The organism is Streptosporangium sp. H16 (genome assembly GCF_051918855.1).
GTDB lineage: Bacteria > Actinomycetota > Actinomycetes > Streptosporangiales > Streptosporangiaceae > Streptosporangium.
Genome location: NZ_JBPXMD010000035.1, coordinates 11,896 through 37,380 on the forward strand (window position 1 = coordinate 11,896; position 25,485 = coordinate 37,380).

The following is a 25,485-nucleotide window of genomic DNA, read 5'->3' on the forward strand; positions in this document are numbered from 1 at the left end:
CTTCCATGATCAACCTCCTGGGGGATCGGCGTGCATAGAAGTGAGCTCTACGAAGTTGTGCCGGACGGTCTCCGGGACCGCGCGGGCTACGCCCTTACCTGTGCTCGTCGGGGCATCACCTGGACTGACGGAACGAGCTGGTTCGCGGATCGGAGCACGTCGGGCGCGCTGAGGGTCTCAAGGTCCAGCTCCTCGGTGCTGTGGATCCGCAGCGTGGTCTGCTCCCCGGGCAGCAGCGTGACGAGGGCGTCGTCGACGAACCCCGCCGGATCGGCCTTGTCGATGAGGAGGGTGAGATCCCGGATCAGCGTTCTGGCCTGGACGGTCAGCTCGTATCCCTCCGGGATCCTGCTCACCTCGGCGCGGAACGACGCCGACGCGAGCGCGCTGTCTCGGTACTCGGCGAAGAACCAGAGGGCGCGGACGCCGTGGAGGGCCGCGACGACCAGTTCTCGTTCCGGGGAGGAGGCGGTGCCGATCTCGTCGGGGATCCGGACGCGCTGCGCGCCGCGGGGTCCGACGGCGACCGCGATGGTGGCCTCTGCCAGGATCGCGCCCTCGTAGTCTCTGCGTTCCAGCAGCAGCTCGCCGTCCCATCGCCGGTCGGTGTCGTTGAGGACCGCCGCCTCGAGACCGTCCGGAGCGGGTTGGATCGTGACCAGCTGTTCCCGGTTGATGTGTCGCAGCGCATAGAGCATCGGCTTCGCGCGCCCGTCACCGTCGACGGCCGACCAGGAGGTCACCGGCCAGCAGTCGTTGAGCTGCCAGACGATGGTGCCGGAGCAGATCGGCGCGCGGGAGCGGAACCATCCGATCCCGGTGCGGATCGCGGCCGCCTGATTGAGCTGCATCGCCCAGTGCCAGTCCGACATGTCGTTCGGCAGCCGCAGGTGCGGGAGCAGCCCGTCGGTGAGCTTGTCGTTGCCGTTGACGGCCTTCTGGTGGACGACCATGCCCGGAGACTCCGGCGTGAGCGGGTCATCGGAGACGGCACGCGTCAGCGTCGCCCAGGCCGGTGGCGCCTGCCAGCCGAACTCCGCGACGAACCTCGGCGTGTAGTCGAGGTAGTGGAGGTAGTCCTTCTCGTTCCACACATCCCAGATGTGGATGCTGCCGTGACGCGGGTCGTTGTGATCCGGGTCGTCGCCGAGCCCGCTGCCGGCGGGGGTGAACGGGCTTCCGGGGGTGTATCCGATGTGCGGCGCGAGTTCCTCGACGATCCTGGGCAGGAGGTCGTGGTAGTACCACGCCCCCCACGTGGCGCCGTCCAGCCGCGAGAGGTAGCCCCACTCGTGAAGACCCCAGAGGTTCTCGTTGTTGCCGTTGAGGATCACCAGCGACGGATGCCCGGCGAGGCGGGTGACCGCTTCACGCGCTTCCGCCTCGACCTCGCCGCGCAGCGGCTCCTCCTCGGCGTAGGCGGCACACGCGAACAGGAAGTCCTGCATCACGAGGATCCCCCGCTCGTCGCAGAGATCGTAGAAGTCGTCGGACTCGTAGATGCCACCTCCCCAGACGCGCAGCAGGTTCAGCCCGGCGAACGTGGCCTGACCGATGCGTGCGGCGTAGCGGTCACGGGTGACCCGGTGCGGGAACGCGTCGTCGGGGATCCAGTTCGCACCGCGGACCTCGATGCGGCGACCGTTGATCCGGACCGTGAACGGAGTGCCGTGCTCGTCGGGTGTCGTGTCGAGGTGAACCGTGCGGAACCCGATGCGCTGGTCGCGCTCATCGAGCACCGCCTCGGATGCGGGGTCGCTGACATCGATCAGGGCGACCGTGACGTCGTAGAGCGCGGGGTCGCCGTGCCCGCGAGGCCACCACAGCCGCACGTCGGGAACCTCCGCGTCGACCACGATCCGGTCGGTGTCCCGACCCAGATCGGCGCGGATCGTTCGGCCCCCGATCGTCACCAAGACGGCAAGGCGCCGATCGCGATCGGTGCGGGCGACATCGATGTGCAAAGCAAGCAGCCCGAGCGAACCCTCCACGGTGACGACGGGGCGCACGTCGCTCAGCCGCGCGGTCCACCGCTCCACCCGCACCGGACGCCAGATGCCCACGCTGGCCGTGTCGATTCCCCAGTCCCAGCCGAAGCTGGATGCCATCTTGCGCAGCGCGTTGAACGGGTGGGAGTTCACATGCGGCCGGTATCCCAGCTCCAGCGAGCGGCGGTCGGCCTCGCGGACGGGCGACTCGAGGTCGACCTCCAGGGCGTTCGATCCGCGCCGCGCGGCGGCTCGGATGTCGTACCGGTAGCTGCGGTGCATGTTCTCGGAGCGGCCGAGCTCGTGACCGTTCAGCCGAACCGTGGCAACCGTGTCGATGCCGTCGAAGACGAGGTCAAGTCCGGGGCCGAGATCGTCCAGATCGAAGTCGGTGCGGTATCGCCACCGTGACCGACCGATCCACGCCTGAGCGGACTCCTGATCGTCCAGGTAGGGATCCTCGGTGATGCCGGCGGCGTGCAACGCGGTGTGCACGGTGCCGGGGACCTCGGCCGGGACGCGCACGCCACCCAATCCGACGGGCGCCCTTCCTTCCAGGTGGAGGAGGGTCCAGCCGTCGCGCACGTCGGTTCGTCGCAGTCTCATCTCTTGCTCCTCCCAATCCCGTTGGTGCGGTCGAAGACGGCGCGCAGCGCGGGAGCCGACGCCGCGTCATCAGTCGGCATCGGGACACGGTCGAACGCAGCCCCGCCGGTGCGGATCTGCTCCGGCCAGGCCAGGGACACCCCGAGATCCTCGGAGAGCACCTGCTGCAGCTGCGTCAGCTGCCGCGGGTCCTCACGGATCCGCGCCGGGTCCAGACCGGTCTCCACGACGCGCGCGGCCAGGGCGCCGACGGCTTCGCCGATCGACCACTCCACCGGGTGCAGCCGGTATGCGCCGTTGGTGATGTGGGTGGTGCCGATGTTCTTGTTCGCGGCGACGAAGTTGTCGGCGTCGGCCGCGATCAGCGCGCCGAGGGGGATCTGGAAGGGAAAGCAGTCGATGTCGACGTAGTTGCGCCCCGACGTGCTGGGGTGCAGGTCGATGCGGTAGTAGCCGATGCCGACGCTGTCCGCGAAGATCGCGCTTCCCGCGTCGGCACCACGCATCTCGCGGCCGATGTGTCCCTCGGTGACGGTGAACAGGGCGCGGATGCGCCGCGACTCCCGGATGTACACCTCCTTCGCGAGACCGTCGGCCGTGCCCGTGACGTCCCCGCGGGGACGCAGCTCCGGGTAGCCGAACCCGCCGTCGTGGCGAGGCGCCTCGGTCTGCATCCAGTGCACGAAGCTGCGGGTGAGAGAACGTGCGCCCTCCAGCGCCTTCTCACGGGCCTGCGGGCTCACGCCGTGCAGCGGCAGCTCCCAGTAGTCGATCTGCGGCCAGTTGACCAGGGTGATCTCCCCGCCGGTGAAGGCCGGGTCCAGCAGTTGCCTGGAGAGGATCCGCCGGTACTGCCAGAGATCGTCCGCACGCGTGTGGATCGCCTCTTGCGGGGACTGCGCGAACAACGGGCGCACCCGCGGCTGCAGGGTGTCGGGGACCACGTCCTCCCAGGACAGCTGGGAGGCGGGCCAGCGCGGGTCGATGGTGTCGCGCCAGTGCTCGTAGCGATCGGGCCGGGGGATGGTGTGATCCTCCCCCGGGCGGTACTCCAGGGCGACGCACCAGCTGACCGCCTGCTGGTCGTGGACGTCGGCGACGTCGGGGGCGTGCAGCTCCCCGGTCTCGTCCTTCCCCTCCGCGCCGATGACCACCGGCAGTCCGGCCGGCTCGATGAGGTCGCCCTCCTCCGTCGCATCGGCGACCAGGGTCGCGCGCACCTCGACTTGATCGCCGTTCGGCGCGCGAAGCGTCACCGACGTGATCCGTCGCCCCTCCCGGCGCACGTCGACCGCGGTGTGCTCGCGCAGCAAGGTGATCGCCCCGGATGCGATATGCGCCGAGAGGATCTCCTCCACCGCCAGGGCCCCGACGCGTGGTTCGTGGCAGACCCGTGAGACGAAGCCCATCCCGGGATTGAGATGCTCGATCCCGGCGGCGTCCTCGGTGAGCGGGTACGCGCGCCGGTAGTGACCGCGGATCGCCTCCCGCAGCGCCCGATAGCTGGGCGAGGTCAGGGAGGTCTCGATCCACTGGTGCTCGTCAGGCGGCACAGCCTGCGTGGACAGCTGTCCGCCCAGCCACGTCGAGCGTTCGGCGAGGACGACCCGGCATCCGAGCTTCGCGGCGGTGAGCGCCGCCGCGACGCCTCCGAGCCCTCCGCCGACGACGAGGAGATCTGTGGAGATGGCGGAAATGCGCAAAGGATTCCTTTCGAGAGGTCGGGCCGGTCAGCCCTTGACGCTGCCGTCGGCCAGTCCGGCCACGAACGCGCGCTGGTTGAACAGGAAGAGGACGACGACGGGGATGGTCGAGATGACCGCGCCGGCCATCAGTGGGCCGTACTGGATGTTGCCGCTGGCGAGGAATCGCGCCAGCGCCAGCTGCACGGTCTGGGAGCTCTCCGTGTTGGTCACCACCAGCGGCCAGAGGAAGTCGTCCCAGACGCCGACGAAGGAGAAGATCGCGACGACGGCGACCAGCGGCTTCGCCAGCGGCAGGTAGATGGAGCGGAAGATTCGCCACTCGCCGGCGCCGTCGATGCGTGCTGCCTCGGCGAGCTCAGGGGGTGCCGTGCTGAAGTACTGACGAGCGAGGAAGATGTTCATCGGCAGGATCAGGTACGGGAGCATGACCCCGGCAAGGGTGTCGAGGAGCCCGCTGCCGCCTTGCCCGAGAATGTCGTTGCCGCCCGCCAGCGGTATCCCGCGCGCCATCAGGAACAGCGGTATGAGAGTCACGGAGACGGGGATCGCTGTGGTGGCGACGATCCCGACGAAGATGCCGAAGCTGCCGGGGAACGGCATCAGTGCGAACGCGTAGCCGGCGAGGACCGAGAAGACGCTGTTGCATGCCACGACAGCGACGGCGACGATCGTCGAGTTGAGCATGGCCCGCACGATGTTGGCGTCCGTCCACGCCGTGCCGAAGTTCTCCAGTGTGGGGTTGGCGGGGATCAGCGAGACGGAACCGAACGCTTCGTTGTTCGGCGTGAAGGCCAGGCTGATCATCCACAGGAAAGGCATGACAATCAGGAACGACAAGACGTAGAGGAAGAGCATGGCCGGCACGCGCGACGTGCCCTTGATCCTCGTCGTGCGTCGTGACGTGGTCGCCATAGGTCGAGTGACGGTCACTTCTGTCTCCCAACGAGCGAGCGGACGGAGAGCACAGAGAACCCGACGATGAACGCGAACAGCACGAACGCCATCGCCGACGCCGACCCGAGCTGGTTGTACTGGAACGCCTCGGTGTAGATCAGGTAGTTCACGGTCGTGGTCGACCCCAGAGGCCCGCCCTTGGTGAGGACATAGATCTCGGCGAATCCCTGCGCGAGGAAGATGATGTCCATCGTCACGACGTAGACGAGCATCGGCCGCAGCCCTGGGAGCGTGACGTAGCGGAAGGTGTTCCAGCGACCGGCGCCATCGACGCGGGCGGCCTCGTACAGGTCGCGGGGGATGGACTGCAAACCGGCCAGCAGGAGGACCATGTTGCTGCCGAGCGCCTTCCAGATCCGCATGGCCGAGGCGGCGTTGAGCGCTGTGTCGGCATCCAGCAGCCACTTCTGCTGGGGAAGGCCGAACGTGGCGAGGATGTCGTTGAACAGGCCGTTCGGAGAGTACATCCACAGCCAGACCAGACTCACGACGGTCAGGGAGACGATGTGCGGAAGGTAGAGCGCGGAGCGGAAAAGGCCGACTCCGCGAAACGGCCGGTTCACCAGCATCGCGAGAACGAGGGCGATGACGACCGTCAGCGGCAGGACCTGCAGCACATACCGCCCGGTGACCAGCAGCGCGTTGCCGAACTCGGGATTGCTGATGAGTTCGGCGTAGTTGTCGAAGCCGGTGAACTCGGGGCCGCCCCGGCGGATGGGGTTGTAGTCGGTGAAGCTGAGAATGAACCCGTAGACGACCGGGATCATCTGGAAGATCAGGATGTACAGGACCGCGGGAAGCACGAACAGCAGACCGATGAGCTGTATGCGATTCCAGCGACGGTGTCCGGGGCGGGGCGAAGTGGTGCGGGGGGTGCTGGTCGACACGATGAGAGGCTCCTACCGGCTCTGCTTGAGGACCTTGTCGACCTCGACCTTCGCCTGGTCCAGTGCGTTCTGCGCGGGCACGACGCCGTTCAGCGCCTGCTCGAGGTGCTTGTCCAGCGTGTCTCGCGCCTGCACCCAGCCCGGAACATTCGGGTTGGGCGTGAAGTTCGGCGCGTTCGCCACGAACGCCTGGAGCACTGGGTTGTCCTTCACGTAGGCCGTCTCAGCCGCGGACGCGCGTACCGGAACAGCGCCGATGCCCCGGGTGTACTCGGCGCTGACCTTAGGACCGAGCATGTACGAGATGAATGCCCACGCGAGGTCCTTCACCTTGCTGTCGGTGTTGATCATCAGGCCGGGGCCCGATCCTCCCAGAGCGGAGCCCTCATCCTGTCCTTCGAAGGGCAGGGCGGGCATCACACGAAGGTCCAGGTCGGGGGCTGCGGCGACGATCTGGTTCGCGCCGCTGGCCGACTGGATCTCCATCGCCGCCGTGTCCAGAACGATCGGCTGCTGCGCGGCGGGCGCGTTGATGTAGTCCGCGCCGAGGTTCGCCGAGACCGCGTCGGGACCGGCGAACAGATCGGTGAAGAACTCGAGCGCCTGGACACCCTGCTTGGAGTTGAACGTGGCCTCGGTGCCCTGCTCGTTCAACTGGGATCCCCGCGCCGATCCCAGCAGTGTGGCAAACGTCTGCTGTCGGCCGATCGCCTGGCTGGGCACCAGCAGCCCGGAGCGGGTGATGGTGTCGCCGTCACGCACCGTGAGCTTCTCCGCGGCGGCGCGCACTTCTTCCCATGTCTTCGGCGGCGCGTCGGGGTCGAGCCCGGCGGCGGTGAAGTCGGCCGCGTCGTACACGATCAAGCTGCCCTGCATGGACAGCGGCATCAGGTAATGCACGCCGTCGACCTGTCCGCCCGGCAGGGCGGCGGCCATGTCCTCTCGGTCTGCCGAGTCGAGCTTGGCAAGATAGTCGTCGAGGGGCTCGAGCCGGTCGTTGACGACGAAGTCGGCGATCGCGGCCGGACCGTGTCCGAACACGTCCGGGGCGGTCCCCGCGGCGAACGCGGCGTTCAGCTTCGTGGACAGGTCGCCCCAGTCGACGAAGGTGACATCGAGCTTCGCGCCTGTCTCCTCCTCGAACGCCTTGGCGATCGGTCCGGTGACGAGGTCGATCTCGGTCTGGTTGGTTCCGGGGAACCAGACGGTCAGAGTCTTCCCCTTGAACCCGTCGCCGCTCGGCGATGCGTCGTCGGTCGGCGCTGAGGTGCATCCGGCGAGCAGGACCGCGCCGACCGCCAGCGCGGTGACGCCGGCCCAGCGCTGGGCGCGCCGTGGAGCATGAGCCTTCATCGGACCTCCTTTTTCGTATGAGTAGAAAACCATTCGGTCTTGATGGGGGGGTGCGGCCCGCTCAGGTCGAGATGGCCGGGGGGGACGTGTGTGGGCTGGTGATGGTCGCCGTCGAGGGCGGCTCGACCGGGAGCAACTCGTGGTAGGTGTTCGGGATGGTCCCGTCGAGCAGCTCCATGAGCACGGAGATGGCGCGACGACCGAGTGCGCGGCGCGGCACCCGGATCTGGCTCCAGGTGTGCGCGGGCGACACGTCGGGCACGGTGTCGAGCACCACGACCGAGAGGTCGCGGGGAATGTCGAGCCCGGCGGCCTGCGCGATGGCGGCCAGTATCGTCGCGGAGCCGTGGTTCTCGATCAACAGCGCGGTGGAGCCCTCGCGGAGGATCCCGTGGAAAACCTCGGCGTTCAGCTCGTCCGGCGCGATGAAGAGCGGGTCGCCCGAGCCGAGGCCCAGACGGGCGACATGCGCACGGAAGCTCTCATGGCGCGCCTCCTGCGGGTTCCTGCGCGCGGTCTCTCCGAGATAGGCGATGCGGCGGTGGCCGGCCTCGGCGAGGGGCTCGAGGACCAAGGCGAGCGCCTGGTGGTAATCGGGGGCCACATACGGGAGCTGCGCGCTCGCGCCGTCTCGTCGCCCGATGAACACGAACGGGTACTGTTCGGAGGCGAGGCGGACCAGTTCCTCCTCGTTCTGCTCCATACCCAGCATCACCGCGCCGTCGGCCAGACGAAGCCGGTTGGCCCCATTGGCGTAGATCCTGCGGATCCCGTCGTCGCCCTGCGTGGACGCGAACAGCACGAGGTCGACCTTGAGCTCGACGGCCTGTTCTTCGATCCCCACCAGGAACGGGTGGTAGTAGTCGTCGGAGGCCACGGGGAACACCGGCTCGAAGGTGTGGACTCCGATCAGGCCGTTGCGCCCCCCGCGCAGCGAGGTGGCCGCGACGTTCGGGACGTACTGGAGCTCCTTGACGGCCGCGTGGACGCGATCCTGCGTCGCCTGCGGAATGGACTCCGCCGCCGCGCGGCCATTGAGCACGAGCGAGACCGTGGACTGAGTCACGCCGGCGAGCCGCGCGATGTCGCTCTGCCTGGGAGCTCGCGTCCTCTTGGCCATCACTGTCTCTCAGTCTCGAGGTCATCCCATTGAGCCCGCTTCAATCTCACCGGCTCCCCACCTCAGTTGATATCAGTTACTCATACGAATTAGCAACCATGTGAGGAGCCACTGTCCCGGTGAGGTGGCCCGCAACCGCCGTCGGCTCCGCAGGCTCTCGATGAGCCGCCTGACGGCCTCAGAAAAGGCTGCGCAGAAACCGTGATCTTCGTACCGGTTCGGTGACGGCATCTGTTTGCCCTGCTCACCGGGCATACGTTCCTGGCCCATGCCATTCGAATTTCTCTCCGACCAGCAGGGCGCCCGCCATGGCCGTTCCCCCCCGATCCCTCGGCGGCGGAGCCGGAGCGGTTCTTTCGCCCGGATCGCGCGGCACTGGCCGCACTGACCGCGCTGGCCGCACTGGCCGCACTGGCCGCACTGGTCGACAAGCGCCGCCCGGCCGCCAAGCCGGGGTGGGCGGTGCAGTGGAGCACGGTGCGGAGGACACTCGGGGTGTTCCTGACCGAGGACCCCCCTGGCGGTCCCACCCGGCACGGTGACCTTCGTTGCGGAGCAGTCGGACCTGGATCCGGCCTGTCCGGCCGATTACGGGCAGCGGCCCAAGACCCCCTACGAGCACGCCTGGCAGATCCGCGAGCTGCTGGAGCACCACGACTTCGGAACCACTCGTCTAGGAAGATCGGTGATGTCGGCGGTGGCACCGGGCCCGATGTGGTCGTCGTGTTCTTCGGGGCGAATCAATCAGCGAGCCGGTAGGGCGGACGCGCGCAGTGCCGCGGCCAGCCATTCGAAGGGGAACCGCTCCGGTGGCGCGTTGTTCACGGCGGTGACCAGTGCCATGTACCGGTCGAGCGGTCCCTCCGGCTCCGGCGGCGTGCGGTCCCACTCCGCGCCCACCAGCATGTGGTCGGCCGTCTGAATCCGGAACTCGGGCGTGTCCGGCATCCCAGGGTTGTCCGGTGTCGCGAAAACACCGGTCAGCCACCCGATCCACCGGTCGGCGATCTCCCGCCCTCGCGGTGAGTCCGGCGGCACCTGCTCCCGCGCCGCGTCCATCGCCGCCTGGCCGATCGGCGTGGCCGCCTCCAGGCTGTCCAGCATCGGCGACGAGGTCATCAGCGGTCCGGCCCCGGTGGTGCACACCTCGTACAACTCATGGCGCACGGCCTGCCGGGCCTCGGTGTCCCGGACCATCTCGGCCAGCTCGATCCACGCCTCCAGCTGGGCCGCGGTGGGATGTTCGGGCAGCTCCGGCTGGGCCGCCCGCCACCACTCGACCATCCGCTCCGGTGGCTCCCAGCCGGTGGAGACCTCGGTCCAGAACTCGTCGATCAGCCGGTCGCGCTCCTCGTCCGGCATGCCGACAAGCTTGTGCATCAGCGTGACCTGCTCGGCCGTGGAGTCCTGTCGCAGGATGGCCGACAATACCGCGCGACGGCTGTGCAGCCGTGCCTCCTGCCGTGCCAGCAGGGCCAGGTGGGTGGTGGCCAGCTCGCGCAGCGTCGCCTCGCCGACCAGCACCCGCCGGATCTCGTCCAGGCCGGCGTCGAGTTCCCGTAGCGTCCGGACCAGTTCCAGCCGGGCGATGGCCGACACGTCGTACAGGCGGTGGCCGGCCGGGGTGCTGGCGGCCGGCGTGACGACACCGACGTCCGCGTAGTACCGGACGGCGCTGACGCTCAGACCGGTCCGCCGGGCGACATCTCCGATGGCATAAAACTCGTTCATGTCCACGACGCTCACTATGCAACCTCAAGCGGCTTGAGATGCAAGCTCCTGATGCCGCGTTCCTGAATGGAGTCAAAGATCCCTGCTGAACTGGGGTCATGATGATCTCAGGGGGATTGTCATGCCGAAGCCACCGCACGCGCGTCCGCCGATTGAACCGGCTCGCGCACGGCCGCGTGGCCCGAACGCCTCTGACGGCGCTCATGGTCTGCCTGGCCAACCAGCACATCCTGCTCAGCTGGCGGCAAGTCCACGACCGCACCGAGCAGCCCGCGCCTCAGGACGCCTCTCGCCAGCCGGCATGACCACGACCACCAGAGGATATGGCCCTCTCCTGGACCGGCTGCGGCCGCGACCTGAATCTGTCGGCCTCGTACGCCATGATCGGCGTCCATATAACCCGCGCGTTTCCTCAAGGAGAACCATGGCCGTCAACGACGGATCCGGATGGTCCGGCATCGGCTGGGACGGCTGGACGAACCTCGGCCTGATCCGCGCCCGGCTCGACGCGGGAGCCGACCCGAACTCAGGGGTGTCCTTCCATGGACGGCCGCTTCACGCGGCGGCCGAGCGCGGCTCACCCGAGGTGGTCGCGGAACTGGCCCGGCGCGTCGATGACGTCGACGCGGAGGACGAGGGCCGTACCGCGCTCTGGCTTGCCGTCTTCAACAACCGCCCCGGCAACGCCCGCGCCCTGGTCGCCGCCGGAGCGGACCCGTGGCGGCCGATGATGAACGGCTGGTCCCCCGGACGGCTCAGACTGGCCACTCCCACCCCCGAGCTGGTCCCCCTCCCCGACGGGCAGGCCGGCCTGTCCGCCGCCGAGGCCGCCGCCGTGGCAGAGGCCAGACGCCTAACCGCCGCGTTGGGGCGCTTCGACGACGACGGCCACAGCCTCGCCTGCGTCGCCGGCATCACCGCCGCCGAGGCGATGCGGCGTCTGGAGGCCGTACCGGCCGACGACGCCGACGTTGAAGAGATCATGGAGGATCCCTGGGCGGACGTCGACGCCGCCTTGTCCGTCATCGGTGTCACCGACGTGCCCGGCGGATGCGTCGTCTTTCAGCCGTGTGGATACACCGCGTCCGGTGCTCCCTGGCGGATGGCTTCGGCGTAGGCGGCCGAGCCGTCACGGCACACGACCTGGGCGCCGGGATGCTCGCGTAACCATGCGATCAAGGTGGCGGCCTTGCGATCGGGCAGCACATCGATGCGGCGGTGAGTGACCGCGTCGATGAGCAAGGTCGCGTAGCGGTTGCCTCGTCACAGCGCGAAGTCGTCCACGCTCAGCACCGCGGGCACCGGCCCGGCTGGGGCAGGAACGCTCATCAACAAGCGCAGCACCGTGGTCCGCGAGACCTTCACCGCCAGCCGGGGCAGCACAGCCGCCCCGGCGCGACCGGCCAGCACCACCGCCAGGTCCACGATCAGCGCTGCCAGCCCCACAGTACGACGCGCATAACGAGCCGCCACCTGCCGAACCTGTTCACGAAACGTCCGCCGCACACAACCGCGGGCCTCACACACCAGTCGGCGTACGCGCAGGTCAACGACCACGGTGCGGCTGCCGACCGGCACATCCGCCAGACGCCGCGTGTGGTAGGCGTGCACTCGCCGGGCCGGAACTCCACAGGCGGGACAGGATGCTGCTACCGATCGTGTTCGGGCTCGTACCCGCACGATCTGCTGCTCTGTGATCACCTGCTCGAGGACCACGCCGGCCAACTGCGGGAACAGCATCTTCAAGACTGTCGAGGCACACCAAGGTCACCTTGCCGGCCCGTACACTCCGTCACCACCGGATTCGTGCCAGAGCCGAAAACCGTACAGTCCCGTTCATGTCGGTCAGGGCGGGCTTGCTTGGTCCGGCGGCGTTCCAGCAGCCAGGTGGGCTGCTCGGGCGCGATCAGCTGGCGCCGGCTGAGGGACGGGACAGAAGCCGGTGTCCGGCCTCGGCCGTACGCGGAACGTCTTGCCGAAGTCAGCAAGGCTGAGCCTGCTGGAGACGGACGGCTGCAGCTCGCTCCAGCGGCCGTCGCAGGCGTGGCGATCACTCTGACCTGCCGCTTCCCACGTGCGGTCCTGTTTGACACCTCCACATATCGCGTGCAATATATTGCATACTGGGTTGGTGTAGTGAGCCACCGGTGGCGTCAACAGGCGGGTGCTCCGAGCCCGGAACAACCCCCTTCCCCCCGGGGCCGGCGATGCGATGGGTCGCCGACCCTCAACCCAGCCCCGCCCGAAGAAAGACAGAGAAGCCTCCGCCGTTCAGACCGCTCTGTAGTTGATCGGAGTGAACCGGACACGGTGAAGGGTAGAGAGAAAGGTACTCGTGGTGAAAAGGTACGACTATATTGTGGTGGGCGCCGGGTCAGCGGGTTGTGTTGTGGCGGCAAGGCTCTCCGAAGATCCGAATACGCGAGTATTGCTCCTCGAAGCAGGCGGACAGGATTCTTCGGAACTCATCCACGTACCGCCGGCGTGGCCTGGGCTGTGGGGCACTGAAGTCGATTGGAATTACAGTACGGAACCGCAGCGCGGCACGGCTGGATCCGTTCACGCGTGGCCGCGCGGGAAGGTGATCGGCGGCTCCAGCAGCATCAACGCGATGGTTTACCTCCGAGGACACCGTAAGGACTTCCACCAGTGGGAGCAGGGAGGCGCTTCAGGCTGGGGCTACGCAGATGTATTGCCGTACTTTCGCCGCATGGAACACGTAGAGGGGCGTGAGCCGGACTATCGAGGTAGTGGCGGCCCGATACGTCCCAGTACTGCTGTCCATCCGAACCCTCTGTCCTCTGTTTTTTTGGAGGCCGCCGAGGAGTTGCACTACCCGATCACCGCAGACTTCAACGGTTCGGCCCAAGAGGGTGCCGGATGGCATGAACTGACGATTTCTGAAGGCAAGCGGATCAGCACGGCTGGTGCGTATCTACACCCGATTGCGGACCGCCCGAATCTCACGATCCTCACCGGCACGCGGGCGCGTCGCCTCCTCTTTCAAGGGCGGCGACGCTGCATCGGCGTCGAGTATCAGCGTGACGGGGAGTTGGGCAGCGCAAGGGCCGATGCCGAGGTAATACTCTGCGCGGGTGCGATTGAATCACCGCGGCTGCTTCTGGCGTCTGGTGTCGGGCCAGCCGATCACCTGCGGGAAGTTGACATCGAGGCAATTCATGACCTCCCCGGGGTGGGAATGAATTTGCACGATCATCCCCTGCTCGGGTATGTCGTGGAGTCCAGTCGGGAGATCCCGCCCGGTACGGCAAACCATGCTGAGGTGTCGATGCTCTGGAGAAGCGATCCAGGGCTCCCTGGGCCGGACATGCAGTTCATGTTCATTCACGTCCCCTTCCACCCGCCTACGATGCAGGCGCCGGCGAACAGTTACACGTTCGGCATCGCTGCCGTTCCGCGGAGCCGTGGTTGGATCAAGCTCGCGAGCGCCGACCCGGATCAGCCGCCATTGATCAACCCGAACTACCTCGATGACGAGGACGACGTACGGCGTCTGCTGCTCGGTCTTGAAAGGGCACGAGAGCTGAACGCAACGAGCGCGTTCGCCGCCTGGCGGAAGAACGATGTCCTTCCCGAGAGCGACATCCGGGATGAGGCGAGACTTCGTGAGTTCGTGGCTCGCGGCACCGGAACTTACTACCACCCAGTCGGCAGTTGCAAGATGGGCGTCGACGACATGGCCGTGGTCGACTCTCGACTTGCAGTCCATGGACTGCACGGTCTGCGCGTAGCCGATGCATCAGTGATGCCATCCATCGTGTGTGTGAACACCAACGCGACCACCATCATGATCGGTGAAAGAGCTGCCGACCTGATTCGGGAAGACTCCGCTGCATGACATCGGTAGCGGCCTCCGACGTCGTTTGTTGACGCTGGGGTTCGCGGCCGGTGAAGGTTAACACCGCAGCCCGGTGTCGGCGTCGACGACCGCCTCACAGGTGCCCCCAGACCGCGCCCTGGAACTGATCAGTGGTTCGGCCCTCGGACCGGTGTTCCGGCCGGCCGACTACTCGAACGGGTTCTCACCGGACGTAACCAACGACGTGGAACGGTCCATGCGCCCCTCGCACAGGCCCGGCACACCCGTGCGCCCCCCGGGGGGGACCGGAATTGACCCTCCGTCAACCGACGTCGATCTCCGGAAGATAGTGCCTTGCATTCCTCATAGCACGGAATGCTTTTCCCGGACGCCGGGAGAAAGTGCCTCCCTCAGGAGGCCGAAATCCGCCGGCGTTTGTGACAGGCTATTGATCTTTTTACCCACGGAGAATGGGAAGTTAAGCCATGCCCACGGCCAAGAAAGCCGGACCCCGGCTACAAAACACAAATAACGAACTTTCCCCAGGGCCCGGCACGAAAGTCGCGGAGGGCGATTTGGGAACCGGGTATTACTACAAGCTCTTCAAGTCATTCGGTGTCGACGCGGACGGCCGGATCACCGCTTCGGAGTTGGCCACACGGCTTCGGGAGTCCGGTATCTCAGAAACCGATCCACGGGTCACGGAAGTGTGGGCGGCACTACGCCGGGGAATCGACATCGAGGGGCAATCCCGGATCGACCTGGATCGTTTCATCAGCCTGTGCCAGAAGGGCGGCAGCGTCGTCGCGAAGTCCATCAGGGGAGACTTCGTCATACCCGACTTCGCTGCGCTCCAGACGGAGATAGCCGGGATCTACGAAAGCCTGCGGCGCGTCGACGCAGGACATGTCGCCGACTACATTCCGCAACTCGGCCGCGTCGATCCGGAGAATTTCGGGATCGCACTCTGCACGACCGACGGGCAGCGTTTCGCGGTCGGTGACGCGGACACCATGTTTTGCGTGCAGTCGGTGTGCAAGCCGATCAACTACTGCCTGACGCTGGAGGAGCACGGCGCGGACGTCGTGCACCGGCACGTGGGGCGGGAGCCCAGCGGCCGCGGCTTCAACGAGCTGACGCTGAACAGTGACGGCCTGCCGCACAACCCGATGATCAACTCCGGCGCCATCATGTCGTGCTCGCTCATCCGTCCGAAGCACGACACAGCCGACCGCTTCGAATACGTCGCCGAGACTTGGCGCAGACTCGCCGGGGGCGGCACCGTCGGCTTCAACAACGCCGTCTACCTCTCCGAGCGCCGCACCGCAGACCGGAACTTCGCCCTGGGCTACTTCATGCGGGAGCACGGCTCCTTCCCCGAGGGCACCGACCTGGTCGAGACGCTGGAGTTCTACTTCCAGTGCTGCTCGATCGAGGTCGACGCACGGTCGCTGTCGGTCGTGGCGGCCGCGCTGGCCAACGGCGGGGTCAACCCGCTCACCGGGGAACGTGTTTTCTCCGCCGACACCGTACGCAAGTGCCTGTCGCTGATGTCCTCGTGCGGGATGTACGACTACTCCGGCGAGTTCGCTTTCACCATCGGGCTGCCGGCCAAGAGCGGCGTCTCCGGCGGTCTGATGATCGTGGTCCCCGGCGTCATGGGCATCTGCGTCTGGTCGCCGCGGCTGGACGCGCTGGGCAACTCCGTGCGCGGTGTCGCCTTCTGCAAGGAACTGGTGGGCCGCTTCAACTTCCACGTCTACGACTCCTTCGCCGCCGGAGAGATCTCCGGCAAGCGCGATCCGCGCCGCGGCAAGAACGAGGAGGAGATCACCTCGACGATGCGCCTGCTGTGGGCGGCCAGCCAGGGCGACCTGGACGACATCCGCATCGCGCTGGCGACGGGGAAGGACCCGAACTCCACCGACTACGACAAGCGGACCGCGCTCCACCTGGCCGCCTCCGAGGGACACCTCGAGGCCGTCCAGTACCTCCTGAACCAAGGCGCTGACCCGAAGATCAACGACCGCTGGGGCGGGACCGCGCGCTCCGACGCCGAACGGGGAGCTCACGAGCGCATCGTGAAGCTCCTCACGCCCAGTCCGGCCGTTGCGGGCTAGCCGCTCACCCGTCCGTCTGCGGCGGCACGTTCCACCTCCACCACCCACGTCCTGCCGACCCACGGCAGGCCATCCGAAGGAGAAGACACAAGTGGCTTACAAGGCCGAGTACATCTGGATCGACGGTACCGAGCCGACCGCGAAGTTGCGCTCGAAGACCAAGATCCTCGCCGACGGCGCCGAGCCGGGCATCTGGGGCTTCGACGGTTCCAGCACCAACCAGGCCGAGGGCCACGCCTCGGACCGCGTACTGAAGCCGGTGGCCGTCTACCGGGATCCCATCCGCAGCAGTGACGACATCCTCGTGCTGTGCGAGGTCTTCAACATCGACGGCACCCCGCACGAGTCGAACACCCGCGCCCTGCTCCGCCCGGTCGCCGAGAAGTTCGCCGCCCAGGAGCCCCTGTTCGGCATCGAGCAGGAATACACCTTTTTCCAGGGCTCGCGCCCCCTCGGCTTCCCCGAAGGCGGCTTCCCCGCCCCCCAGGGCGGCTACTACTGCGGGGTGGGCGCCGACGAGATCTACGGTCGTGAGATCGTCGAGGCCCATCTGGACAACTGCCTGAAGGCAGGTCTGGGCATCTCGGGCATCAACGCCGAAGTCATGCCCGGCCAGTGGGAGTTCCAGGTCGGCCCGCTCTCCCCGTTGGAGGTCGCCGACCAACTGTGGATCGCGCGCTGGCTGCTCTACCGCACCGCCGAGGACCACGGCATCTCCGCGACCTTGGACCCCAAGCCGGCCAGGGGCGACTGGAACGGCGCCGGCGCCCACACCAACTTCTCCACCAACGCCATGCGCGAGGGCTACGACGCGATCATCGAGGCGGCCGAGTCCCTCGGCCGCGACGACAAGCCCCTGGAGCACATCAAGCACTACGGCGTCGGTGTCGAGGACCGCCTCACCGGGGCCCACGAGACCGCCCCCTGGAGCGAGTACAGCTACGGCGTCTCCAACCGCGGCGCCTCGGTCCGCATCCCCTGGCAGGTCGAAGTCGACAAGAAGGGCTACATCGAAGACCGCCGCCCCAACGCCAACGTCGACCCCTACACCGTCACCCGCCTCATCGTCGACACCTGCTGCACCGCCCTGGAAAGGGCCAACCTCGTCTGAGGACGGCCGTGACGGACCGGCATGCCCGGCTCCGCAGCAGGCGCGCCGGTCCGTCCCTCATGGATCCCAACCGTGCAATTCCGCTGCTCGGCAGCGGCTTCCATACAAAGGGAGACTTCGATGCCGAAAGGCTTCGACGCGGGCGACACGTCGTTCGTACTCATCAGCGCCGCGCTGGTCATGCTGATGACGCCTGGCCTGGCTTGGCTTTCTTCTACGGCGGGATGGTCCGCGTCAAGAGCGTGCTGAACATGCTCCTGATGAGCTTCATCAGTCTCGGCATCGTCAGCGTGCTGTGGGTGGCCTACGGCTACTCGCTCACTTTCGGTGAAGACGCGGGCGGCGGCCTGATCGGGTACCTCGGTTTCGCTGGCATGCAGGGCATCACGGACTCCAGCCTGGTGGGCACGATCCCGGTGTTCGCCTTCGCCGCCTTCCAGCTGATGTTCGCTGTCATCACCCCGGCCCTGATCAGCGGCGCGATCGCCGACCGTGCCAAGTTCGGTGCGTGGATGTTGTTCATCGTGCTGTGGGTGACCCTGGTCTACTTCCCCGTGGCTCACTGGGTGTTCCAGTCCGGCGGTTGGATCTACAAGTTCGGCGTCAAGGACTTCGCGGGCGGCACGGCCGTGCACATCAACGCAGGTATGGCCGCCCTCGGGGCGCTCCTGGTCCTCGGCAAGCGCGTCGGATTCAAGAAGGAGCCGATGCGCCCGCACAGCCTGCCGTTGGTCATGCTCGGCTCCGGGCTGTTGTGGTTCGGCTGGTTCGGTTTCAACGCCGGCTCGGCCCTGGCCGCCAACGGCACCGCCGGCGTCGCCTTCCTCAACACCCAGGTCGCCACGGGTACGGCCATGCTGGGCTGGCTCGCTTGGGAGCGTCTGAGGAGCGGCAGCTTCACCTCCCTGGGCGCGGCGTCCGGCGCAGTCGCGGGCTTGGTCGCCATCACCCCGGCGTGCGCTGCGGTGAACTCCTGGGGTGCCATTGCCATCGGCATGATCGCGGGTGTCGCCTGCGCCTGGGCCGTGGGTCTGAAGGACCGCCTCGACTACGACGACTCCCTCGACGTCGTGGGCGTCCACGCGGTCGGCGGCCTCGTCGGCACCCTCCTCATCGGCGTCTTCGATACCACCGACGGCCTCGTCGCCGGCGCGGGCTCCGGGCAACTGGGTAAACAGGCAGTCGGCGCCTTCGCCGTCGCGGCGTACTCCCTGATGGTGTCCTGGGTGCTGGCCAAGGCGATCGACGTCACCATCGGCTTCCGCGTCGCACCCGACCACGAGGTCGCCGGCATCGACCAGGTCGTCCACGCTGAGAGCGCCTACGACTTCACCATCAAGGACCTCGAACCGGTCTCCCCGACCGCGTCCGCGCACTGAGCGCCCGAAACGACGTCACCGCCGCCGCGACGACATGACACGACCAACATGATCAAGAACTACAAGGATCACCTGATGGTGATCACTGCTCCGTCATAGGAGCGGACTTCGTCGTGCAGGGCGTTGACGTCCCATTTCGCGCGGTCCAGCAGGTGCTCGAACCGGTGGGCGGTGCGATGGCCGATGTGGTCGGCCAGCTGCCAGGAGTTCTTACGCGGCACGTCGGCCAGCAGGGCGCGCACCAGGTCGGTGAAGGCCTGTCGCGGCTCGGGGCGGGTGAACAGGGGGTCGGCGATGCGCGTGGTCAGCGCCGTCAGTTCCGCATCCCAGCACACGACGCGATCGTCGGTCAGAGCGTACGTCACGCACCAACGATGACCCGACTACATCCCGTGGCGGAGCCAAACGAATCAAGGCCTGCGAATGTAGTACCTGTATATGAACTTTTATAGATATATCGCACTGTATGTCGTTATACGTACAGCGGGACAGCGCCTCCCTCTAGCGTCTGAGACGTTCGAGTACGGCACTGAAACAGGAGGAAGCACCTCATGTCCTTCGTGCGCATCCGCACCACCGTCGACAGGCGGCCCGGCCACCTCGCCTCCCTCGCGTCCGCCCTGACCCGGCGGGGAAGTGGAATCATCGGCCTGTTCGTCCGGTCCGGCACCGGGGGCGAGGCGCACGGGTTCGCGGCCGGGACCTCCGCCGCGGCCGACGACGTCGAGGCCGCCCGCGCCGCCGCCTTCGCCCGCCGCACCCGGTCCCCGGCAGGACCGGCCGTCGGCGAGCGCACCCTGTGCCTGACGGACGGCACCGAGGTCCTCGTCCGCGCCCTGACGTCCGATTCCGAGGAAGCGGTCCGTGGCCTGCACGAGCGCTGCAGCCCCGGTTCGCGCTGGTTCCGCTACTTCACCGCCATGCCGGCCCTGCCCCGGCACATGTTCGACCGGCTCTGCGACCGCGACCGGGGCGAGTCCGTCATCGCCTGCCACAACGGCCAGGTCCGCGCCATGGCCAACCTCATATACTGCGCCGACCCCGGCGCGGCCGAGCTCGCCCTCCTCGTCGAGGACGACTGGCAGGGGCGCGGCCTGGGCGCCGAGCTCGCCCGCATTCTCGTCGGCGTCGCCCGCGACCGCGGTCTCACCGAGGTCCACGCCATCATTCTGTGGAACAACCAGCGCATGCGCCGCCTCATGGTCGGTCTCGGCTCCACCGTCGGCCCCACCGACGACCCCGGGGTCGTCGAGGCTCGCCTGCCTCTCGCCGCCACAGTCTGACCATGGTGCGGCCGCGCGCAGCGCGCGATTCCGCCTGACGCTCCCCTCGTGGCGACCGGCCATCCCCGCCGCCGGGCGGCACCGGTACTACATTCGCAGGTCTTGATTCGTTTGGCTCCGCCACGGGATGTAGTCGGGTCATCGTTGGTGCGTGACGTACGCTCTGACCGACGATCGCGTCGTGTGCTGGGATGCGGAACTGACGGCGCTGACCACGCGCATCGCCGACCCCCTGTTCACCCGCCCCGAGCCGCGACAGGCCTTCACTGACCTGGTGCGCGCCCTGCTGGCCGACGCCACAGCTGCGGTGGAGCAGCAATCAGGGCGGATGGTTCACGCTGGTGCATGAGCACCTCGACAGCCAGCGCGTCGACTTGTCGCCCCACTCGCCGGGTGTGTTGCTCACGCTGAACACCTTGACCGTCCTGGCTGAAGCGCTCGCGCCGTGTCCTGCTTCCGGCCAGGTCTCGGATATCAACAAGAGCGTCGCCCTGCTCCAGAGCGAAGCCGCCTCCTTCTTCAACGGCACCCTTCTCGATCGCAGCGACCGAGTGATGTTCAAAGGGGCGTTGAAGGGCTTCACGCCCGATCAGCTGAGCGGTGACACACTGCTGCACTATGACCCCCAACGGCGTCACTTTCGGATCGCCCGTGACAACCGGGCACACATTTTCAACTGGTCTCGGGCAGTACGCGGAACTGGCTGGATCGATCTGTGCGGGTTCGCTCCCCGCCTCGTTCAAGCAGGTCACACCCCGGAGCAGGTTGAGAAGCTGCTGGGTGAGGTACCCGCCTGGCGGCAGGCGCCGGAGAAGGCAGTGACAGCTCTGAGCGCGCTGTGGACGCTGTCTCGCCTGGCCAAGGCTGAGACCGCGCCGAGAGAGGAACGCGCAGGCCGTGCTCGCGTCGCGGCAGCAGACCTCTCCCGGGTGGTCTACCGCAACATCTGATCACCAGCAAAGGTCCCTTGAGTGCCGTAGCCAGGTCTTCGCTCGGTGATGTGGTTTCAAGGGCGAGCACGCCGAGAGCCCGCCCCGCGGGCTCCCGGCCGACTGGCTCTGGCAGATCCCCGTCCCCGCGCTGACCGGCTTTGGCTCCTGGGGCAGTTGGGGTCTGCCAGGCAGAACCGCGCGCCTCGGGCCTCGGCTGGCCACGGCCGCAGACCCGAGGCGCGGGATCCACAAGAACCCCGCTGCCTGAAGATGCGATACCTCGCTACCAAACAGCCGGCAAACCCGGCCCCGAAGGTCTGGGTTTGCCGTTCATACCCACCGACGCCCTATGGTCACGTCCCAGTGCGGCTGGTAGCCGCCGTGGCTGACGAGCTCGCACCGCAATAGGCGGTAAGGGCCGCAGTCGCCAAAGCCGCCGAACGCGCACCACGCGACTGCGCCGATCCGCGTCTGTGCCTGTGAAATGACCTGGGCATCGATAGCCTCACGCTGCTGGAACTGATTCGAGACTTCGAAAAGCGGTCCCAGGTGACCACCCCGGATGGACACCGGCCAGGCCAACACGGCTGCGACCTCGTCACGATCGTTCAGCGTCTCGCGAGCTCCGACCTGCCCGCAGACCTAACCAGATAGGCACACGATGACGGAACGACTCATCGAACCCTGTGGGCGTGGGTTCCTGCTGTTTGACTCCCACCCGGGCGGATGCGACAAGTTCGTCGACGACATGTGGAATCGTGTCGCCACCGCGACCCCTGACACGACAGCCGGGCACCGCCCGGTCGCCCTGGTCATCGGTTCAAGTGCCGGCTACGGGATGGCGACCACGATCGCCGGGATCCGCCGTTGCGGCAACGACAGCCCCCGCCCGAATGCTGAGGATTCTGGGATTGAGGAGTTGTGGCGTGAGGGGTTCGACGAGCACCGGGCCCGCTTCGCCTCCTACATGCGCCGTGTCCGCCAGGCCTGGCCCGAACAGGTCACGGTGGCCGCGTTCATGCAACAACGCACCGCCGAGCTCAACGCCACCCACCCGCCCGCGCTGCACCTCGGCGGACTGCTGACGGCCACCTATGAGCACCACTCCACGATCGGGCCACGCATCTCCGACACGCTCGGCTTGGGCGTGATGTCCACCTGCGAGTGGATTGATCCGGCCGCCGTCGCCGAAGTGGGCTACCGGCGGTGGAACGATTTCGCCAGCCACCGGCCCGGCACGGTGCCCGCCATGCTCGGCGCGCTGTTGAATCCGTCGGTGGATGAGGCGTTGAGAATCTGGGCCCTGGATGAGGAGCCGATCAGGGTCATGCGTATCGCGGGCTTCGCCGGACCGCTCTACACGCTGGGCGAGAACGGAGCGCACCGCCTCACCGCCGCTCGTCTGGCCGACCTGCCGGGTATCTGGGCCAGCGTCGAACAGGCCGCGCTTCCGCTCCAGGTCCGGCCGTATCAGGTTGTCGACGGCCCGGATGCCGCAAAGCTTCTGGCGTGCTGGCGCGGCTTGCTCGCCCGCGGTCTGGTCACCGGTCACCTGGAGGAGGACCCTGACCTGCCGGCTTTCAGCACCCTGCATCTCGACGACGCTGCCGCGATGTGGCTGCTGGCCGGCCCGCGCACGGCGATCGGGTGGGCGGCCGCCTATGAGGGGGCCTATCCCGGAGCACTGGCCGATCTCGGCATCGCGCCGGAGCGCTACGCCGATGTGCCCGCCTGGACCACCTGGCTCAGCAGCCCGCCCCTGGACCGGCCGCCGGCGGCCGGTCGATGACCGGGCAGCCGACGGGCGCCTCACCGCCAGCCTGATCGAATGCTGAGACAACTATCCTGCTCGCGATCAGCGCAGCCGGCGGTTACCGCACCGCCGCGTCCTCGCTGAAAGACCTGGCTGCCCAGAGCGGTCGCGCACGTTACCGGCGGGTGGCCTGGCGAACCGGGGTGTCAGATGCACGCCCCCGAAGGAACCGCTTTGAGATCAGTTCCTGGTTGAGGTCGTGCTGCGCTCATCCGGCGACATCGAGATGGCCGCATCGATCAGGGTCGCGGCTGCGGCGCGAGCGTGGGCGGCCGCCGCCGGGACGCCGCTGATGGCGGCGGTGGTCTGGGCGCCCTCGGCGAGGATGGAGAGCTGGTCGGCGAGGTGCGGTGGAGCGCCGAGGTCGTCGACGAGGGTGGAGACGTAGAGCTGGAAACGCTTCTTGTGGTCACGTGCGATCGCCGCGACTTCGGGCGAGACGGCGCTCATTTCGCCGAAAGCGTTGATGAATCCGCAGCCACGGAAGTCGTCCGTGCGGAACCAGGCGTCGAGGAAGTCGTAGACGGCCAGCAGCTTGTCGCGTGGAGTGTCGGCGTCGGCGGCGGCCGCGGAGATGCCGGCATCCCAGATGCCGGAGCGGTACCGCAGCACCTCGGCCAGGAGAGCGGCTTTCGATGGGAACTGGGCGTAGAGCCGCTTCAGGGGAACGCCGGCCGCCGTTCTGATCGCATCCATGCCGACGGCCTGGATGCCGCACTCGTAGAAGAGCTGGTCGGCGACCCGCACGATGCGCTCGTGCTCGGTGCCCGCCGTTCCGATCGTCTGCTGGCTGGGCATCCGGTGTTCATCTCCCCGACTTGCGCTGAGAACCATCGTTCTCTAGTGTAATGGCCACGCGCTGAGAACGAACGTTCTCAGCGGAATGGGCGAGAGAGGTCATCATGGGTTACATCACCGTCGGGCAGGAGAACTCCACGCCGATCGAGCTGTATTACGAAGACCACGGCACCGGCCAGCCGGTCGTGCTGATCCACGGCTATCCGCTGGACGGGTCGTCCTGGGAGCGTCAGGCGCGTGAGATCCGCGCCGCGGGTCACCGGGTCATCACCTATGACCGCCGCGGGTTCGGCAAGTCCTCGAAGGTCGAGGCCGGCTACGACTACGACACCTTCGCCGGTGACCTGAACACGCTGCTCACGGAGCTGGACCTGACCGACGTCATCCTCGTCGGATTCTCGATGGGCACCGGGGAGCTGGCGCGCTACGCGAAGCTGTTCGGCACCGACCGGGTGGCGAAGTTCGCCTTCCTGGCGTCGCTCGAGCCCGGGATGCTCGGTCAGGGCGTGCCGCAGTCGCTCTTCGACGGCATCGAGGCTTCCGCGAAGGCCGACCGGTTCGCCTGGTTCACCGAGTTCTACAAGAACTTCTACAACCTCGACGAGAACCTCGGCACCCGCATCTCGCAGGAGGCGGTGACGGCGAGCTGGAACACCGCCTCCGGCAGCGCGCCTGTCGCCGCGTACGCGGTCGTGTCGAGCTGGATCGAGGACTTCGCTGCCGATGTCGAGGCGGTGCGCGCGAGCGGCAAGCCGGCGCTGATCGCCCACGGCACCGCGGACAACATCCTGCCCATCGACGCCACCGGCCGTCCGTTCCACGCAGCGTTCCCCGAGGCCGAGTATGTGGAGATCGACGGTGCGCCGCACGGCATGCTCTGGACCCACGCCGAGGAGGTCAACGCCGTCCTCGTGCCCTTCATCACCAAGTAGCCACCCACTCGCAGCCTCCCGCCGAGCCACGGCCTGGCTAAACGAATCGGTACGGTGTCGCCCCCGGCGGAAGCCTGCGCGGTCATCGCCCGCCGGGGGCGCACCGAGCCGGTGCCGCCCCGGCGCACGATCCGCTGCGGCCTCTGCCCTCCGGCGTCCGTCGGTCGTCGTACCCTGACCGGTTCCGCCACCGCGCCTTCTCGCATCAGCCGGACCTGCAAGAGACATCCAGTCGATGCCGGCGGCTACACGCGGGACCGGCAAACGTCTCCGGTCACCGCACTGGCGCCCGCCTGCCGGGCGCCGGGGGCGGCCGGGGGGTTAACCTGGGCCGATGACGGGGCGGTGTCGTGACGACGGCGGCGGCCGGGCGGGCGGCCTCGACGGGCTCCGGGGCCATCTGGCCGCGGGAGCGGGCGGGCATCGGCTGCGGTTCGGCTCCGGCGCCGCGGGGATCGAGCGTCTTGAGGCATCGCTGGTCGGTGCGGAGTTCGCGCCGCACCGGCACGACACCTACGCGATCGGGGTAACCCTGGCGGGCGTGCAGACGTTCCGCTACCGGGGTGAGCCGCGCCACTGCCTGCCCGGTGACTGGCACGTCCTGCATCCCGACGAGGTGCACGACGGCAGGCCGGGCATGGACGAGGGCTTCGGCTACCGGATCCTCTACGTCGATCCGTACCTCGTGCAGCAGGCGCTGGGCGGGCGGACGCTGCCGTTCGTCGCCGACCCGGTCTTGAGGCGGCGCGAGGCGCGTTCGCCGCTGTGGGCGTGGCTGCGCCGCATCGACGAGCCGCTCGACGACCTCCAGCGGCTCGATCTGGGGGTGCTGGTCGCGGACATGCTGGAGGAACACTCCGCCGCCCGCCCGAGCAACTGAACGAGCTGATCGCAGCGCGCGAGCCCTACTGGCTCAAGCTCAAACAGAGCGTCGACGCCCAAGGACGCATAC

General features: G+C 67.6%; 21 protein-coding genes and 3 pseudogenes. 13 read left to right on the forward strand and 11 right to left on the reverse strand.

Annotated features, from left to right (window positions below; translation table 11 throughout):
* Positions 1–86: 86 nt before the first annotated feature.
* From ACTOQ2_RS36505 to ACTOQ2_RS36530, 6 genes are all read right to left on the reverse strand, one after another.
* Positions 87–2,594, reverse strand: a complete 2,508-nt coding sequence (locus ACTOQ2_RS36505) for a glycoside hydrolase family 2 protein (RefSeq protein ID WP_440105450.1) — start codon at positions 2,592–2,594, stop codon at positions 87–89.
* Complete coding sequence (locus ACTOQ2_RS36510; protein ID WP_440105452.1) at positions 2,591–4,297, reverse strand: FAD-dependent oxidoreductase; 1,707 nt, start codon at positions 4,295–4,297, stop codon at positions 2,591–2,593. The genes ACTOQ2_RS36505 and ACTOQ2_RS36510 overlap by 4 nt, the downstream gene beginning before the upstream one ends.
* A gap of 27 nt (positions 4,298–4,324) precedes the next feature.
* Positions 4,325–5,212, reverse strand: coding sequence for a carbohydrate ABC transporter permease (locus ACTOQ2_RS36515; RefSeq protein WP_440105454.1), 888 nt, complete (start codon positions 5,210–5,212; stop codon positions 4,325–4,327).
* 14 nt (positions 5,213–5,226) lie between these two features.
* Positions 5,227–6,141 carry a carbohydrate ABC transporter permease gene (locus ACTOQ2_RS36520; RefSeq protein ID WP_440105456.1) on the reverse strand — a complete coding sequence of 305 codons (915 nt, stop codon included), beginning with the start codon at positions 6,139–6,141 and terminating at the stop codon, positions 5,227–5,229.
* Positions 6,142–6,153: 12 nt separating this feature from the next.
* The gene (locus tag ACTOQ2_RS36525; RefSeq protein WP_440105458.1) at positions 6,154–7,494 is read right to left on the reverse strand and encodes an ABC transporter substrate-binding protein; all 1,341 of its coding nucleotides are present in this window, start codon (positions 7,492–7,494) and stop codon (positions 6,154–6,156) included.
* 61 nt (positions 7,495–7,555) lie between these two features.
* Positions 7,556–8,614, reverse strand: a complete 1,059-nt coding sequence (locus tag ACTOQ2_RS36530; protein WP_440105460.1) for a LacI family DNA-binding transcriptional regulator — start codon at positions 8,612–8,614, stop codon at positions 7,556–7,558.
* A 517-nt stretch (positions 8,615–9,131) separates the two neighbouring features.
* Between ACTOQ2_RS36530 and ACTOQ2_RS36535 the strand changes: the two are divergent.
* A pseudogene (locus tag ACTOQ2_RS36535) lies at positions 9,132–9,278 on the forward strand (DUF4158 domain-containing protein); the annotation flags it as partial.
* Positions 9,279–9,358: 80 nt separating this feature from the next.
* Here ACTOQ2_RS36535 and ACTOQ2_RS36540 read toward each other — a convergent pair.
* Positions 9,359–10,345, reverse strand: coding sequence for a helix-turn-helix domain-containing protein (locus ACTOQ2_RS36540; RefSeq protein WP_440105462.1), 987 nt, complete (start codon positions 10,343–10,345; stop codon positions 9,359–9,361).
* A gap of 176 nt (positions 10,346–10,521) precedes the next feature.
* Between ACTOQ2_RS36540 and ACTOQ2_RS36545 the strand changes: the two genes are divergently transcribed.
* Complete coding sequence (locus ACTOQ2_RS36545; RefSeq protein ID WP_440105464.1) at positions 10,522–10,650, forward strand: hypothetical protein; 129 nt, start codon at positions 10,522–10,524, stop codon at positions 10,648–10,650.
* A 119-nt stretch (positions 10,651–10,769) separates the two neighbouring features.
* Positions 10,770–11,462: an ankyrin repeat domain-containing protein gene (locus ACTOQ2_RS36550; RefSeq protein ID WP_440105466.1), complete on the forward strand. Its 693-nt coding sequence runs from the start codon at positions 10,770–10,772 to the stop codon at positions 11,460–11,462.
* Here ACTOQ2_RS36550 and ACTOQ2_RS36555 read toward each other — a convergent pair.
* Complete coding sequence (locus tag ACTOQ2_RS36555; protein WP_440105557.1) at positions 11,408–11,551, reverse strand: hypothetical protein; 144 nt, start codon at positions 11,549–11,551, stop codon at positions 11,408–11,410. The genes ACTOQ2_RS36550 and ACTOQ2_RS36555 overlap by 55 nt on opposite strands.
* 57 nt (positions 11,552–11,608) lie before the next feature.
* On the reverse strand, positions 11,609–12,085 hold the full coding sequence (locus ACTOQ2_RS36560) for a transposase family protein (protein WP_440105468.1): 477 nt from the start codon (positions 12,083–12,085) through the stop codon (positions 11,609–11,611).
* 598 nt (positions 12,086–12,683) lie between these two features.
* Between ACTOQ2_RS36560 and ACTOQ2_RS36565 the strand changes: the two genes are divergently transcribed.
* The 4 genes from ACTOQ2_RS36565 to ACTOQ2_RS36580 all read left to right on the forward strand — a co-directional run bounded on the left by ACTOQ2_RS36565 (position 12,684) and on the right by ACTOQ2_RS36580 (position 18,775).
* Positions 12,684–14,204, forward strand: coding sequence for a GMC family oxidoreductase (locus tag ACTOQ2_RS36565; protein WP_440105470.1), 1,521 nt, complete (start codon positions 12,684–12,686; stop codon positions 14,202–14,204).
* Positions 14,205–14,650: 446 nt separating this feature from the next.
* The gene (gene glsA / locus ACTOQ2_RS36570; RefSeq protein WP_440105472.1) at positions 14,651–16,285 is read left to right on the forward strand and encodes a glutaminase A; all 1,635 of its coding nucleotides are present in this window, start codon (positions 14,651–14,653) and stop codon (positions 16,283–16,285) included.
* 91 nt (positions 16,286–16,376) lie between these two features.
* The gene (gene glnII, locus ACTOQ2_RS36575; RefSeq protein ID WP_440105474.1) at positions 16,377–17,396 is read left to right on the forward strand and encodes a glutamine synthetase; all 1,020 of its coding nucleotides are present in this window, start codon (positions 16,377–16,379) and stop codon (positions 17,394–17,396) included.
* Positions 17,397–17,599: 203 nt separating this feature from the next.
* Positions 17,600–18,775, forward strand: a complete 1,176-nt coding sequence (locus ACTOQ2_RS36580; RefSeq protein WP_440105477.1) for an ammonium transporter — start codon at positions 17,600–17,602, stop codon at positions 18,773–18,775.
* A 95-nt stretch (positions 18,776–18,870) separates the two neighbouring features.
* Here the strand turns inward: ACTOQ2_RS36580 and ACTOQ2_RS36585 are convergent.
* Positions 18,871–19,140: pseudogene (locus ACTOQ2_RS36585) on the reverse strand (IS701 family transposase); the annotation flags it as partial.
* Positions 19,141–19,326: 186 nt separating this feature from the next.
* On the opposite strand from ACTOQ2_RS36585, the gene ACTOQ2_RS36590 reads away from it, so the two are divergent.
* The 4 genes and pseudogenes from ACTOQ2_RS36590 (at position 19,327) to ACTOQ2_RS36605 (ending at position 22,779) form a co-directional block, all read left to right on the forward strand.
* Positions 19,327–20,058, forward strand: coding sequence for an N-acetyltransferase family protein (locus ACTOQ2_RS36590; protein ID WP_440105479.1), 732 nt, complete (start codon positions 19,327–19,329; stop codon positions 20,056–20,058).
* 151 nt (positions 20,059–20,209) lie between these two features.
* Positions 20,210–20,353, forward strand: a pseudogene (locus tag ACTOQ2_RS36595) (IS701 family transposase); the annotation flags it as partial.
* Between the two features lie 46 nt (positions 20,354–20,399).
* Complete coding sequence (locus ACTOQ2_RS36600; RefSeq protein ID WP_440105481.1) at positions 20,400–21,008, forward strand: hypothetical protein; 609 nt, start codon at positions 20,400–20,402, stop codon at positions 21,006–21,008.
* Positions 21,009–21,651: 643 nt separating this feature from the next.
* Positions 21,652–22,779, forward strand: a complete 1,128-nt coding sequence (locus tag ACTOQ2_RS36605) for a hypothetical protein (protein WP_440105482.1) — start codon at positions 21,652–21,654, stop codon at positions 22,777–22,779.
* Between the two features lie 204 nt (positions 22,780–22,983).
* On the opposite strand, the gene ACTOQ2_RS36610 is transcribed toward ACTOQ2_RS36605, so the two are convergent.
* On the reverse strand, positions 22,984–23,601 hold the full coding sequence (locus tag ACTOQ2_RS36610; RefSeq protein WP_440105484.1) for a TetR/AcrR family transcriptional regulator: 618 nt from the start codon (positions 23,599–23,601) through the stop codon (positions 22,984–22,986).
* A gap of 104 nt (positions 23,602–23,705) precedes the next feature.
* Between ACTOQ2_RS36610 and ACTOQ2_RS36615 the strand changes: the two genes are divergently transcribed.
* A complete protein-coding gene (locus tag ACTOQ2_RS36615; RefSeq protein WP_440105486.1) occupies positions 23,706–24,533 on the forward strand; it encodes an alpha/beta fold hydrolase in 828 nt (275 codons plus the stop codon).
* A gap of 334 nt (positions 24,534–24,867) precedes the next feature.
* Positions 24,868–25,413: an AraC family ligand binding domain-containing protein gene (locus ACTOQ2_RS36620; protein WP_440105488.1), complete on the forward strand. Its 546-nt coding sequence runs from the start codon at positions 24,868–24,870 to the stop codon at positions 25,411–25,413.
* The last annotated feature ends 72 nt before the right edge of the window (positions 25,414–25,485 follow it).